Annotated in this window: 12 protein-coding genes; 9 read left to right on the top strand and 3 right to left on the bottom strand. The window is 59.9% G+C overall.

What is annotated here, in order from left to right; all coding sequences use genetic code 11:
* Positions 1 to 26: 26 nt before the first annotated feature.
* Positions 27 to 575: a gamma carbonic anhydrase family protein gene (locus FS767_RS00280; RefSeq protein ID WP_058603651.1), complete on the bottom strand. Its 549-nt coding sequence runs from the start codon at positions 573 to 575 to the stop codon at positions 27 to 29.
* Between the two features lie 102 nt (positions 576 to 677).
* On the opposite strand from FS767_RS00280, the gene prlC reads away from it, so the two are divergent.
* From prlC to FS767_RS00240, 8 genes are all read left to right on the top strand, one after another.
* Positions 678 to 2,729 carry an oligopeptidase A gene (gene prlC / locus FS767_RS00275; protein ID WP_256674214.1) on the top strand — a complete coding sequence of 684 codons (2,052 nt, stop codon included), beginning with the start codon at positions 678 to 680 and terminating at the stop codon, positions 2,727 to 2,729.
* Positions 2,726 to 3,007: a YheV family putative zinc ribbon protein gene (locus FS767_RS00270; protein ID WP_144963758.1), complete on the top strand. Its 282-nt coding sequence runs from the start codon at positions 2,726 to 2,728 to the stop codon at positions 3,005 to 3,007. The genes prlC and FS767_RS00270 overlap by 4 nt, the downstream gene beginning before the upstream one ends.
* 120 nt (positions 3,008 to 3,127) lie before the next feature.
* A complete protein-coding gene (locus tag FS767_RS00265) occupies positions 3,128 to 5,134 on the top strand; it encodes a M3 family metallopeptidase (RefSeq protein ID WP_144963756.1) in 2,007 nt (668 codons plus the stop codon).
* Positions 5,135 to 5,195: 61 nt separating this feature from the next.
* Positions 5,196 to 6,254, top strand: coding sequence for a PA0069 family radical SAM protein (locus FS767_RS00260; protein WP_144963754.1), 1,059 nt, complete (start codon positions 5,196 to 5,198; stop codon positions 6,252 to 6,254).
* 358 nt (positions 6,255 to 6,612) lie between these two features.
* Complete coding sequence (locus tag FS767_RS00255; RefSeq protein ID WP_144963752.1) at positions 6,613 to 7,386, top strand: hypothetical protein; 774 nt, start codon at positions 6,613 to 6,615, stop codon at positions 7,384 to 7,386.
* Positions 7,387 to 7,589: 203 nt separating this feature from the next.
* Positions 7,590 to 8,048, top strand: a complete 459-nt coding sequence (locus tag FS767_RS00250) for a hypothetical protein (protein WP_144963751.1) — start codon at positions 7,590 to 7,592, stop codon at positions 8,046 to 8,048.
* Between the two features lie 393 nt (positions 8,049 to 8,441).
* Positions 8,442 to 9,161: a carbonic anhydrase gene (locus FS767_RS00245; protein WP_058603673.1), complete on the top strand. Its 720-nt coding sequence runs from the start codon at positions 8,442 to 8,444 to the stop codon at positions 9,159 to 9,161.
* A gap of 190 nt (positions 9,162 to 9,351) precedes the next feature.
* Positions 9,352 to 10,884 carry a SulP family inorganic anion transporter gene (locus FS767_RS00240; RefSeq protein ID WP_144963749.1) on the top strand — a complete coding sequence of 511 codons (1,533 nt, stop codon included), beginning with the start codon at positions 9,352 to 9,354 and terminating at the stop codon, positions 10,882 to 10,884.
* Positions 10,885 to 10,937: 53 nt separating this feature from the next.
* Here FS767_RS00240 and FS767_RS00235 read toward each other — a convergent pair whose 3' ends face one another.
* Positions 10,938 to 11,579 carry a hypothetical protein gene (locus FS767_RS00235; RefSeq protein WP_144963747.1) on the bottom strand — a complete coding sequence of 214 codons (642 nt, stop codon included), beginning with the start codon at positions 11,577 to 11,579 and terminating at the stop codon, positions 10,938 to 10,940.
* Positions 11,580 to 11,935: 356 nt separating this feature from the next.
* Between FS767_RS00235 and FS767_RS00230 the strand changes: the two genes are divergently transcribed.
* Positions 11,936 to 12,568 carry an SCO family protein gene (locus tag FS767_RS00230; protein WP_144963745.1) on the top strand — a complete coding sequence of 211 codons (633 nt, stop codon included), beginning with the start codon at positions 11,936 to 11,938 and terminating at the stop codon, positions 12,566 to 12,568.
* Positions 12,569 to 12,690: 122 nt separating this feature from the next.
* Here FS767_RS00230 and FS767_RS00225 read toward each other — a convergent pair whose 3' ends face one another.
* On the bottom strand, positions 12,691 to 13,461 hold the full coding sequence (locus FS767_RS00225; protein WP_144963743.1) for a MetQ/NlpA family ABC transporter substrate-binding protein: 771 nt from the start codon (positions 13,459 to 13,461) through the stop codon (positions 12,691 to 12,693).
* Between the last annotated feature and the right edge of the window lie 28 nt (positions 13,462 to 13,489).

Raw genomic sequence — 13,489 nt, 5'->3', positions numbered from 1 at the left:
CGGCCGTACCGGTTGTGGAAAAACGATCAGTCCGGCTGATCGAAGCCCTCGGCCAGGTGCTGGTCCTTGAGCTTCACGTAGTTGCCGGCGCTGTAAGCGAAGAAGGCACGTTCCTGGTCGTTCAACAACCGGACCTGTCTGACCGGGCTGCCCATGTACAGGTAGCCGCTGACCAGGCGCTTGCCCGGTGGCACCAGGCTTGCGGCGCCAATGATCACCTCGTCCTCGACGATGGCGCCGTCCATGACGGTACTGCCCATGCCGACCAGGATGCGGTTGCCCAGTGTGCAGCCGTGCAGCATGACCTTGTGCCCGATGGTGACTTCGTCACCAATGATCAGCGCAAAGCCATCCGGGTTGAACGGGCTGGCGTGGGTGATGTGCAGCACGCTGGCGTCCTGCACACTGGTGCGCGCGCCGATACGGATGCGGTGCATGTCGCCTCGCACTACCACCAATGGCCAGACCGAACTGTCTTCGCCGATCTCGACATCGCCCAGTACCACCGCCGAGCGGTCCACGAAAGCGCGCGCTCCGAGCTTGGGACGGTGTTGCTGGAAGCTTCGAATGGCCATGATAGTGTTCCTCATGTGTGCCGATAGGCTGGCTGCCTGCTGCGGTCGGCGTCGATTGTAATTAAGATGGGGCTGTGTTTCTTCTGCCAAGGTATCCAAACCGTGACTGCGAACAACCCGCTTCTGCAATCCCACGATCTGCCGCCCTTCTCGCAAATTCGTGCAGAGCACGTGCTGCCGGCGATCGAAGCGATCCTGGCCGACAACCGTAAAGCCATTGCCAGGATTCTTGAAGAACAAGGCGCAGCGCCTACATGGTCAGGCCTGGTGCTGGCCATGGACGAACTGAACGACCGCCTCGGGGCCGCCTGGAGCCCGGTGAGCCACCTCAATGCAGTGTGCAACAGCCCAGAGCTGCGTGAAGCCTACGAGGCCTGCCTGCCAGCGCTGAGCGCCTACTCTACGGAGCTTGGGCAGAACCGTGCGTTGTTCGATGCCTACCAGGCACTGGCTGCAAGCCCCGAGGCTGCCACGTTCGATGTAGCGCAAAAGACCATCCTTGAACATGCGTTGCGTGACTTCCGCCTGTCGGGCATCGACCTGCCTGCCGCAAAGCAGCAGCGCTACGCCGAGGTGCAGAGCAAGCTCAGCGAGCTGGGCAGCCGGTTCTCCAACCAGCTGTTGGATGCCACCCAGGCGTGGAGCAAGCACGTCACCGACGAAACCGCGCTCGACGGCCTGCCGGACTCGGCCAAGGCCCAGATGGCCGCCGCTGCCACCGCCAAGGGCCTCGATGGCTGGCTGATCACCCTCGAATTCCCCAGCTACTATGCGGTGATGACCTACGCCAGCGACCGCGCGCTGCGCGAAGAACTGTATGCAGCCTACTGCACCCGCGCTTCGGACCAGGGCCCGAACGCGGGGCAGTTCGACAACGGTCCGGTGATGCAGCAGATTCTCGATCTGCGCCAGGAGCTTGCCCAATTGCTGGGCTACGAGAACTACGCCGAGCTGAGCCTGGCGACCAAGATGGCCGAGTCCACCGACCAGGTGTTGAGCTTCCTGCGCGATCTGGCCAAGCGCTCCAAGCCCTTCGCCGCCCGCGACCTGGCCCAGCTCAAGGCCTATGCTGCCGAGCAAGGTTGTCCGGAGCTGGCCAGTTGGGATGCCGGGTACTTTGGTGAGAAGCTGCGAGAGCAGCGCTACAGTGTGTCCCAGGAAGCACTGCGCGCCTACTTCCCCATCGACAAGGTACTGGGTGGCCTGTTCAGCATCGTGCAGCGCCTGTACGGCATCGAGATCAACGAGCTCAAGCAGTTCGACGCCTGGCATCCGGATGTACGCCTGTTCGAGATCAAGGAGAACGGCCAGCATGTAGGGCGCTTCTTCTTCGACCTCTATGCCCGCGCCAACAAGCGTGGCGGTGCCTGGATGGACGGGGCGCGTGACCGTCGCGTAACGGCGCAAGGCCAACTGCAAAGCCCGGTGGCCAACCTGGTGTGCAACTTCACCCCTGCCGCGCCGGGCAAACCTGCCCTGCTGACCCATGACGAGGTCACGACGCTGTTCCATGAGTTCGGCCACGGCTTGCACCACCTGTTGACCCGCATCGATCACGCCGGGGTGTCTGGTATCAACGGCGTGGCATGGGATGCGGTAGAGCTGCCCAGCCAGTTCATGGAGAACTGGTGCTGGGAGCCCGAAGGCCTTGCCTTGATTTCCGGCCATTACGAAACCGGCGAGGCGCTGCCGCAGGACCTGCTGGACAAGATGCTGGCGGCGAAGAACTTCCAGTCGGGCATGATGATGGTGCGTCAGCTCGAGTTCTCGCTGTTCGACTTTGAGCTTCACGCCAGCCACGGTGACGGCCGTACAGTGCTGCAAGTGCTCGAAGGCGTGCGCGATGAGGTGTCGGTCATGCGCCCACCGGCCTATAACCGCTTCCCGAACAGCTTTGCGCACATCTTTGCTGGCGGTTACGCCGCAGGCTACTACAGCTACAAATGGGCTGAAGTGTTGTCGGCCGATGCCTTTTCGCGGTTCGAGGAAGAAGGCGTGTTCAATGCCGAAACAGGTCGGGCGTTCCGCGAAGCGGTGCTGGCTCGCGGCGGCTCGCGTGCGCCAATGGTGTTGTTCGTCGACTTCCGCGGCCGTGAGCCGTCCATTGACGCCTTGTTGCGCCACAGTGGCCTGGCCGAAGAAGCGGCAGCATGAGCGAGGACGCCGTGAACAAGACCAAGAAGCGCTTCATCGCTGGCGCGGTATGCCCGGCATGCAGTGAGGCCGACAAGCTGATGATGTGGAACGAGGACGGTGTACCTCACCGCGAGTGCGTGGCATGCGGTTTTACCGATACGCTCAATGAGCAGGGCTTGTCGGTGCCCAGCGAGCTGGGCACGCGGGTCACCCAGCCAGCACCCAAGCCGGCAGCGGTGAACGTGCAGACCGTGCAGTTCTTTCCCAATCCGAAGCTCAAGAAACCGGCCGATTGACCGCTGCACCGCTCGGGCGCAAGGCCCGGGCGGTGGGGCTGGTGGTAATTAATCGCGACCTGCACGCTCGCGCAGTCGCCCACGCTTGCCAGCTCCCATTATCAAGCAAGGTAAAGCGTGATGAGCAACCCGCTTCTGCAAGATGGCAACGTGCCCGTCGACTACCCCTTTATCACGGTTCAAAGCATGCAGAATGCGTTCGACCAGGTCCTTGAGCGGTATGCACAAGGCATCGAGCGCGTGATCGACAGCCAGCCAGCAATGCCAACATGGGATGACCTGGTGTTGGCCATGGATGATCTGGACGCTCAGTTGTACGCAGTGCTTTATGGGGTAATGCCATTTCTGGGCAAAGGGCAGGCCTGGAGTGACCCTATCCTGGCGTTTCACATTGCTGCCAGCTCTGCGTTGGACTCAAGGTTTTGCAACGAGCAGCTTCAGTCGCTGTATGAACAGCTGGCGTACAGCGATATCGGCCGTAACCTCGATAGCCGCCAGCGGGCAACATTGCGCTGGCACGTGGAAAGGTTTCGCGTCAGTGGCGCTTCGCTGCCCAAGAGTGACAAGGCGCGGTTGCTCGACCTGCAACGCCAGATAACCGAGCTTGAAGAACGGTATCTACTCAATCTCGATCATCCGGACGTGGTCGTCGATGACATCACTCAGCTGCGCGGTCTTTCCCAACGCAGTCTCGACGAGTTGAACGAACGGGCAAGGCAGCGTGGCAGTAACGGGTGGTCCATACCCTGCGAAAGCTGGGCTACTGAGCGTGTGCTGGAAGAGGCCGAGCTAGGTGCTACCCGTGAGCAGGTGTACCGGGCTTTCCATGGACGTGGCGTCAATACCGGTTCGTCACCAGATAATGGTCAGGTGCTGCAGCAACTGGCACTTCTGCGCCATGAACGAGCGACGCTGTTGGCCTTCTCCGATCACATGAACCTGAGCTTGGCGCGCAAAAGTGCAGGTTCACCACGCCAGGTTCGCGCATTCCTGCAAAGCTTGGCTGCTGGCATGAAACCCGTGGTGCTGCAGTGGCGTTCAGACTTTGAGCGCGACGCACAGAAATTGGGTCTGGATGACATGCAGCCCTGGGACCTACGCTTCGCCCAAAAGCAACTGCGAGACGCGGCCAAGATAATGTCGAAGGAGGCGCTGCGCGAATTTTTCCCGATGGCTGCCGTCATCGACGCGCTGATCCAGCTGGCCAGGCGGCTCTTTGGCCTGGAGTTGAGGGCCACCCCTGCCCCTGTATGGGCGCCCTCGGTGCTGGCCTTTGAGGCATTCCAGCACAACGCACGCATTGGCTTGCTCTATCTCGATGCTGTACAGCATGCCGGTAAGCAGGCAGATGCGGTGTTCACAACCTATGTGCGTAACCGCCGGGTCGACGCGGAAGGGATTTACCAGCAAGCGGTGGTGATCGTCTTCAGTGATGTGCCCGAAGGTAGCGCAGGTGCACAGCCATTGTTGGATCACCTTGCGCTGCGCAAGCTGTACCACGAGTTCGGCCATGCGTTACATCACCTTATGGTGCGTACCGACAACCACGTTCAGTCGGGCGTAATCGAACTCGGCACGGATGGGACGGAGCTCTTTGGCAAGCTGTTCGAACGTTGGGTGTGGAACGCCGCCTATCTCGTCAGCATTTCCTCCCACCAATCGGACGGGCATCAGATTGATAGGGAGCAGGTCGAGCAGTGCATCGAGCGCTACAAGCACGAAGCCATCGGCGAAGCCGCGCTTGAGCTGAGCAAGGCCTTGTTCGATGTGGACCTGCACACGAACCCAGGTGACGGGAAAACCGTTCGCCAGCGATTCGCTCAATCGCGCGAGCACTGTGGTTATTGGCCCCTGCACGCCCATGAGCACCCGGCCCACACCTTCGACCACCTGGTTACCGGCTATGACGCCGGCTATTACGCCTATCTCTGGGCAGATGTATGTGCCGTGGATATCTTTACCCGCTTCGAGCAAACGGGGTTACTTGATCGTGCGCTTGGACAGGTGCTGTTCGAGTCACTTATCGCCCCAGGGGCATCGCGCCCATTGCGTGAAGGGGTGAGACAGTTTCTAGGTCGTGAGATCAGCTTGCACCCTTACCTCCAGTGGCTTCAGGCTGCCGGATGATCGGGCTGGCAATTACCCGGCATGCCCTTTACTGTACATAAATACAGTAAAGGGTTTAGCCATGTCATATTCACCTCCTTTGAAGGGCCGCGGCACTGCGCATAATCCGCATAATCGCTTCGGCCACACCCACTCATCGTATGAGGATGATGGCTGGTACCAAGATGTGCCGATCACGCAAGGGACCGAAGTGCGGATCGAGACGGCCAAGACCGTGATCAGCCGCAATACCTCGCCCGACCTGCCCTTCGACCGGTCGATAAACCCTTATCGCGGTTGCGAGCACGGGTGCATCTATTGCTATGCGCGCCCTTCCCACGCCTATTGGGACCTGTCGCCGGGTCTGGATTTCGAAACCAAGCTGATCGCCAAGACCAATGCGGCCGATGTGCTGGCGCAGCAGCTGAGCAAACCTGGGTACGTGTGTGCGCCGATCAACCTGGGGGCTAATACCGACCCTTATCAGCCGATAGAACGCGAACACTTGCTGACTCGGCGTTTGCTGGAGGTGCTGCTGAAGTTTCGACACCCAGTGACCATCGTCACCAAGGGCGCTTTGATTCTGCGTGACCTTGACCTGTTGACCGAAATGGCCAGCTTGCGCCTTGTGCGCGTGATGATGAGCCATACCACCCTTGATGCTGGCCTTAAGCGTGTGCTGGAGCCCCGTGCCGCTTCGCCTGCTGCGCGCTTGCGGGCCATACGCCTGCTGCGCGATGCCGGCGTACCCGTGGGCGTGCTGTGTTCGCCGATCATTCCCATGATCAATGACTGTGAACTGGAGCAGTTGCTGGAGTCGGCGCAAGAGGCCGGGGCGCAAAGCGCGGCCTACATGATGCTTCGCTTACCGCTGGAGGTGGCCCCTCTGTTCGAGCAATGGTTGCACGATCACTATCCGCAGCGCGCGGCGCATGTGATGAGCCTGATTCGGCAAAGCCGGGGCGGAGCGCTTTATGACAGCCGCTTCGGTGCTCGTATGCGGGGTGAAGGTGTTTATGCCCAGCTGCTTGCCCAGCGCTTCGCCAAGAGCGTCCGCAAATTAGGATTCCAGGAACGTGACGCCTTGCAACTTGACTGTTCGCAGTTTAATCCGCCTGGCGCCCAGCTTCAGTTGTTTTGAGCCATGGAGTATGGCTCCTCAGATCCTGCGGTAGCGCTGTGCCTGCTTGGAGAAAATGCGCTGCCGCATTGAAACCCTAAAAAAGCGCTCATCAGTGATTGTGAATGGACGTTGATTTATTGTATGGAGCCAGCACGTCATTGAAGAAGGTAACGCGTTCAGCGAAGTAACCCGGTAATCGACAAAGCCACGATTGGCGAGGCTTTGAGGCCGCATTATCTTTTTGGGCAGAATAACGCGGGTGTCACTTGTGTAAGAAAATGCTTACAAGTATGTAAGCATATTGCGATTCCGCGGTCATGTAGTGCTCGGTTAACCTCGGACCTCACTCTGAACAGCGCTCAGTACACGGTTGAAGTTGAAAAGCCAGCCCATCAAAAGAGCCCTTCAGAAACAAGCCGACCTCCAACGCTCTGCTGACCGCCACAACATTGGCGACGGAGATAACAAGGGTTGGCCAGCCAGCAGGCTTTACGTGAGCATCAGGGAAGATATGCATAATACCGACGAATTGGATGCAGCCATCGGACCTGCAGCGTTTCAGTCTCCCTACCTCTGCCGATCTCATTGGCGGCCTTGCTTACTGGCCCTGCTTGCCTATGGCGCATTCACCGTCGTGTCGGCCATGTCATCAACCGCTCAAGCTACGGAGCTTGCCATGCAAGATAGTCCAAACCACTACCAACCCTATCAACCAGGCATGAAACTTCCGGAGGGTGTGTTCCCACCCATGCCGGGTTACACCCACGAGGACTTGATTGGCGCTGCTACAACGCGCGCCCAAGCAGTGTTGAGCAACAAGGGTATCGAGCCAGCGCTTGTCCGTGAATCGTTGATTGGCCTGGCCGACCAGCTTAACCGGGTGTTTGAAGCCCAAAATGTCGAGTATCAGATATCGACGTGGTACCAGAAGCCTTATGCGAACAGCGCGGACCGTGGCAAGAGCGTTGCCGACATGGCCGAGCACTTCGGTGCGCTTGCTGTTCGCGCTGCTACCGAGTCACTTAGAGGCTCGCCGCTACTGGACAAAGACCGTGGTCTACTCGGCGACTACATTGAAAGCGCAGGAAATGGTGTGCACGATCTGATAGCTGGATTGGAAAAGTCGGGCAGTGATTCAGTGGGCAAATGACCCAGTGCCTACTAGTGCTTCAAATAATCTCTGCCGCATGTCGTGCGAATAATGAAAGTCTGGCCAAGATGCGAATGCTACGACCTCGTCTTCGATCAAGGACACACCATAGGCACGCTTATTCCGGGCGCTTGGGCCTAGCCTTGGCTGCCAGCCTACTAGCGGTACTCACCAACTCCGCTGTTTACGCCAAGGAGTCAAACATGGCTGACAAAAATTACACCTATCACCCGTACACGCCTGGCATGAAGCTCCCCGAAGGTGTTTTTCCACCGATGCAGGGATACACCCATGGTGCCTTGATAACGGCGGCTCAGACGCGCGTTGAGACTTACCTGAAAGCCCATAACATCGACCCCGTCGTGATCCAAAGGTCACTGGATGCGCTGGCAACGAGCATGCGTGAAAAATTCGAGCGCGAGGGCGCTGAATACCAAGTATCCAGTTGGTATCAGAAGTCGTATGACGATCCGGCGGCGCGTGCCCGGAGTGTGGCAGCGATGAGTGAAGAGTACGGCTCGGCAACAGTTGAAGCGGCTGTTGAGTCCTTGGAAGGCTCCCCATTGCTGCGCCAAGGCAGGGATTTCTACAAAGGCTACATCGCAGCTGCGGGCGAGGCCGTTCGTGATTTGATTCTGACATTGAACGACCGGAAGGCTTGATCGGGCATCGAGGCGTGGTCCCCTTCGAGCACCCAGTGCACTACAGCTGTGCGAAATGCAACCCGGAAGGCGCACTGCCTCCCGCCTCGACAGCCTACGTTTTACCACGCGCTGGGGGAATACCCCCAGCCTCACTAATCCGAGCAAATAATTGCAGTCATGGTACTTGGCAATTGATGCTTTTTTGCTACTATTGAAGCACCCTCCTGATCATCTGGAACGCCCGTTCTAGAGCCTCCGAATTAAGTTTCAGTTAAGTTTTCCCGGCTAGCGTAGGAAATCAGTCCACACCGACTGTGATTTATGCTCAATGCCTGTCATCTAAATCCCAGCATTGCCAGAATCTTTCACCGGTAAAATGGATTTGCCTACTCACCGTCAAGAGGATGAATCATGCCCGTAAAGGACCCATCCAAGGTCGTGCCGCAGGTCCCTGCGGAAAGCGCCGATGCCGCCCTGAAGCACATTGTCGACGGCTTCCTGCGCTTTCATCATGACGTTTTCCCTGAGCAGCAAGAGCTGTTCAAGAAACTCGCCACGGCGCAAACGCCGCGCGCCATGTTCATTACCTGCGCCGACTCGCGCATCGTGCCGGAGCTGATCACGCAAAGCTCGCCGGGCGATCTGTTCGTCACCCGCAACGTCGGTAACGTGGTCCCTCCTTATGGACAGATGAACGGCGGCGTTTCCAGCGCCATCGAGTACGCCGTCATGGCGTTGAAAGTGCATCACATCATCGTCTGCGGCCACTCCGACTGCGGCGCCATGCGCGCCGTGCTCAACCCGCAGTCGCTGGCCAAGATGCCGACCGTCAGCGCATGGCTGCGTCATGCCGAAGTAGCCCGTACCGTGGTAGAGAACAACTGCTCGTGCGAAACCGAGCATGAAAACATGCAGGTGCTGACCAAGGAAAACGTCATCGCCCAGCTGCATCACCTGCGTACGCACCCCTCCGTCGCCTCGCGCCTTGCCGCGGGCGAGCTGTATATCCATGGCTGGGTATACGACATCGAGACCAGCAAGATCGAAGCCTACGACGCCTTGAGCGACAGCTTCCTGCCGCTGTCGGCAGACCAGCCAGTGCCCTGCGCTACGCCGAGAGGCCGCTACTAAGCGACCCGACCACCGCTGAACCTTGATGGCCGGCTACACCCCGCTGGGGTGTGGCGTGGCCGTCTGCTGCCCTGAATTCCCTGACTGGTGTGCCGGCTGCTGCGCTGGCGGCCTGCTGCTGCGCGCCTGTCGGGGCTAAACGTGCCCACGGCCAGAGGAATGGCCGTGCGATAGAGAAAGGAGTAATACGGTGAACATTACACAGCTGAAAGCGGCCCTGCCGCGTGAGTTGCTGGCCTCGGTAGTGGTCTTTCTGGTGGCCCTGCCCTTGTGCATGGGTATTGCGATCGCCTCCGGCATGCCGCCGGCCAAGGGGCTGATCACCGGTATCATCGGCGGCATTGTCGTCGGTTTTCTCGCCGGCTCCCCGTTGCAGGTCAGCGGACCGGCAGCTGGGCTGGCGGTGCTGGTCTTCGAACTGGTGCGCCAGCACGGCATGGCCATGCTCGGGCCGATTCTGCTTCTGGCAGGCTTGCTGCAGTTGCTGGCCGGGCGCCTGCGCCTGGGCTGCTGGTTCCGAGTGACGGCGCCGGCGGTGGTGTACGGCATGCTGGCGGGTATCGGGGTACTGATCGTGCTGTCGCAAGTCCATGTGATGTTCGATACGGCGCCTCAGCCGTCAGGCATGCAGAACCTGCTGGCGTTCCCGGCAACCGTCGCTGGGGCGTTGCCGCTGGAAAGCGCAGGCATGGGTTGGCAGGCCGGTGCATTGGGGTTGGGCACCATGCTCATCATGTGGGGCTGGGAGCGATTGCGGCCACAGCGCTTGCGCTTCATTCCGGGAGCATTGCTGGGCGTGACAGCCATGACTGCCATCAGCCTGTGGCTGGCGCTGCCGGTGAACCGCGTGCAGGTACCGGCGGACTTGTCCGAGGCCATCGACTGGATTCGCTTCGATGACCTGATGAAACTGACCGACCCTGGCTTGCTGGTGGCGGCCTTTGCACTGGCATTCATCGCCAGCGCCGAAACCCTGTTGTCTGCCGCAGCAGTGGACCGCATGCACAGTGGCCAGCGTTCGGATTTCGACCGGGAACTGTCGGCCCAAGGCATCGGCAACATGCTGTGCGGAGTACTGGGCGCGCTGCCCATGACCGGCGTGATCGTGCGTAGCTCGGCCAACGTCCAGGCCGGCGCACAAACCCGGGCCTCGGCGATTCTGCATGGCGTGTGGCTGTTAGCGTTTGTGGTGGTGCTCAGCAGCATTCTGCAGCAGATTCCGATTGCAAGCCTGGCCGGGGTGCTGGTGTTTACCGGGATAAAACTGGTCGATCTCAAAGCCTTCCGGGGCCTTGGGCGCTATGGCCGGATGCCGATGTTCACCTATGCGGCTATCGCCCTGGCGATCATCTTCACCGATCTGCTCACGGGCGTCTTGTTGGGCTTTGCCCTGACGTTGCTCAAGCTCGCCTTCAAAGCCGCACGCCTCAAGATCAACCTGGTGGACCTGCCCAAGGCCGGGCACATGGAACTTCGCCTGAGCGGCGCGGCAACCTTCCTCAAGGTGCCGGCGCTGACCAAGGTGCTCGACGGCGTTCCCGCCGGCACCACGCTGCATGTGCCGCTGGGCAACCTCAGCTACATCGACCACGCCTGCCTGGAATTGCTCGAAGACTGGAGCCGCAGCAATGCGGCCAGTGGCTCGAAGCTTCGCGTCGAGCACAAGCGCTTGAAACGACGGGTGGAAGGACGGCTACGCACCACGTCCGGCGTGGGCGCCTGACCTCGGGCGATGGCCCAGGCTGGCCATCGCACGATTGGCCAGCCCGGCCATGCTTAGGCCGGCTGGCCGAGCTCCACGCCCAGCTGACGTGACAGGCAGGGCCAACGCTTCCAGGCGGCGCCGGTTTCGGGGCTGCTCAGCTTTTCCCGGTAGGCTTCCACGGATTCGGCGGCGAAGCTCTCGTCGTCGAGCATTTCATCGACCGAATGGTGCACCACTTCATCGAGCTGATTGGCAAAGGCTTCGCCGATCAGCTGGTGAGCGATCAGGTTGGCAACGGTGGTATCAACAGGGATGAGTGGCTGCTGGAAGTGCCGGATGTACAGGTCGTTGACCTCCTCCACCAGGCGATGGGCCAGGTAGGCCTCGTCCAGCAGGCAGTCGAGGCCGACATGCCCTTGCATCACGCTAGGCGGCTGCAGGAAGTAAGCCTCGGCAATCTTCAGCACCGGCGTGATCTGCGACTCGATGCCGGCTTCACGCGCGACTTCATGGGCCGCTTCAAGCAGTTCCGGCACTTGATCGATGTAGGCACCCACAAAGCGCGCCAGCGTGTCCTGAGCACCCTGCTCCGGCAATTGAATGGAAGGGTGCAGGTGCGGCAGTTGCAGCGCGAGGCGTTTTTGCAGCTGGCCAGTCTGGCCTTCGTGTTGGTGGGCTTGACTCACCTGCTCGCGTACAGCAGCGATGTTCATGACAACTCCAAGGACAAATCGTTTCAAACGGAAGACACTAACTTAGCTGGATATTCAATTAAGTTAAGATCCATTTGTTATAAACGGATGCGCTGCCTGTCGCATCCAGCATATATGGCGCTCCCTGCGTGACCGTTCTCCTTCAATTACATCGGTTTAGAGCCATTGGGCTGTTGATGAAGTTCATTTCATGAAAACCCGGGTGCACTGTGCTAATCGTCCCGGACGGCCTATCAAGACCAATGCAGGCCGTGGCGCCGCGCCGCATGCGCAGTACGCCGGCATGGCGTACCCTAGCGCCTACCCTGTGCGCTGTTCATCGCAGTGATCGTCGACCTCAACCTGTTACCGAGCCTATGACCCGAACCCAGAAAGCCGTCTTCATCATCGCTGCCCTGATCGTCGTGATCATGGGCCTGATCCTCAACAATGTGCTCAACGCCAAGCGCCCACCGAGCGCTACCGAGCTCATCGATGCCGGCATCATCCTGCTGCCGCAAAGCCGGACGGTGGTTGACGTGACCATGACCAACCAGAATGGCCAGCCGGTGCAACTGGATCAGTTGAAAGGCAAGTGGTCGCTGCTGTTCTTTGGCTATACCTACTGCCCGGACATCTGCCCCACCACATTGGCGCAGCTGCGACAGGTAAAGAGTGAACTGCCCAAGCAGGCGCTGGACCGCATGCAGGTAATATTGGTGAGCGTGGACCCCAACCGCGACACGCCGAACCAGCTCAAGCAATACCTGGGTTACTTCGACAAGGACTTCGTGGGGTTGGCCGGTTCCGTGGAAGATACCCAGAAGCTGGCCAATGCGCTTAGCATCCCCTTCGTCCCTGCCGACACCAGCAAGCCCGGTTACACCGTGGACCACAGTGGCAACCTGGCGATCGTTGGCCCGGATGGCCGTCAGCGTGGCTTCATTCGTGCGCCGTTCGACAGCAAGAAGTTGGTGGCCCGCCTGCCCGGCCTGGTCCGGGGCGACTGAGCATCAGGACCTTCGGCGAGCCCGAGCCTCTGGAGCGATAACACAGGCGCATTGCACCTGTGCTTGCGTTACGCTCCAGAGCAACCGCACCCTGGGCCGCCAGGCGACCCAAGGCGGAAGGCTCAGAACGCGGGTACTACAGCGCCTTTGTATTTCTCGGTGATGAACTGCTTCACCTCGGGCGAATGCAGGGCGGCTGCCAGCTTCTTCATGTCTTCACTGTCCTTGTTGTCCGGACGTGCGACGAGGATATTCACGTAAGGCGAATCGCTGCCCTCAATGGTCAGCGCATCCTTTTCCGGGTTCAGCTTGGCTTCCAGCGCATAGTTGGTGTTGATCAGGGCGGCATCGACCTGGGTCAGCACGCGCGGGATGGTGGCCGCTTCAAGTTCGCGGAACTTGATGTTCTTCGGGTTCTCGGCAACGTCTTTCACGGTGGAGAGGATGTTGGTGTTGTCCTTGAGCTTGATGACGCCGGCCTTGTCCAGCAGCAGCAGGGCACGGCCACCGTTGGTGGCATCGTTGGGGATGACCACGGTAGCGCCGGACGGGAGTTCGTCGAGCTTCTTGATCTTGGTGGAATAAACGCCCAGCGGTTCGATGTGTACGCCAGTCACGCTCACAAGGTCGGTGCCCTTGGCCTTGTTGAACTCATCGAGGTAAGGCTGGTGCTGGAAGAAGTTGGCGTCCAGGCGCTTTTCCGCCACCTGCACGTTTGGCTGGATGTAGTCGGTGAATTCCTTCACCTTCAGCTCTACCCCTTCCTTGGCCAGCAGCGGCTTGACCACGTTGAGGATCTCGGCGTGGGGTACCGGCGTAGCGGCGACGGTCAGGGTATCGGCCTGGGCCGAGAAGGCCGCGATGGCGGCAGCGACAGCAAGCAGCTTCTTCATTGATCACTCCTTGTGAGGGCCGCGATGG

Origin of the sequence: Pseudomonas sp. DE0010 (assembly GCF_007680745.1) — a bacterium.
GTDB lineage: Bacteria > Pseudomonadota > Gammaproteobacteria > Pseudomonadales > Pseudomonadaceae > Aquipseudomonas > Aquipseudomonas parafulva_B.
The sequence above is the reverse complement of the archived record's forward strand: the minus strand, read 5'-3'. Positions and strand labels throughout refer to the sequence as shown.

Coding starts and splice junctions, on each gene's coding strand:
- FS767_RS00265 (WP_144963756.1), top strand. CDS start 3,128: ATGAGCAACCCGCTTCTGCAAGATGGCAACGTGCCCGTCGACTACCCC.
- FS767_RS00270 (WP_144963758.1), top strand. CDS start 2,726: ATGAGCGAGGACGCCGTGAACAAGACCAAGAAGCGCTTCATCGCTGGC.
- FS767_RS00260 (WP_144963754.1), top strand. CDS start 5,196: ATGTCATATTCACCTCCTTTGAAGGGCCGCGGCACTGCGCATAATCCG.
- FS767_RS00235 (WP_144963747.1), bottom strand. CDS start 11,579: ATGAACATCGCTGCTGTACGCGAGCAGGTGAGTCAAGCCCACCAACAC.
- FS767_RS00250 (WP_144963751.1), top strand. CDS start 7,590: ATGGCTGACAAAAATTACACCTATCACCCGTACACGCCTGGCATGAAG.
- FS767_RS00225 (WP_144963743.1), bottom strand. CDS start 13,461: ATGAAGAAGCTGCTTGCTGTCGCTGCCGCCATCGCGGCCTTCTCGGCC.
- FS767_RS00280 (WP_058603651.1), bottom strand. CDS start 575: ATGGCCATTCGAAGCTTCCAGCAACACCGTCCCAAGCTCGGAGCGCGC.
- FS767_RS00245 (WP_058603673.1), top strand. CDS start 8,442: ATGCCCGTAAAGGACCCATCCAAGGTCGTGCCGCAGGTCCCTGCGGAA.
- FS767_RS00230 (WP_144963745.1), top strand. CDS start 11,936: ATGACCCGAACCCAGAAAGCCGTCTTCATCATCGCTGCCCTGATCGTC.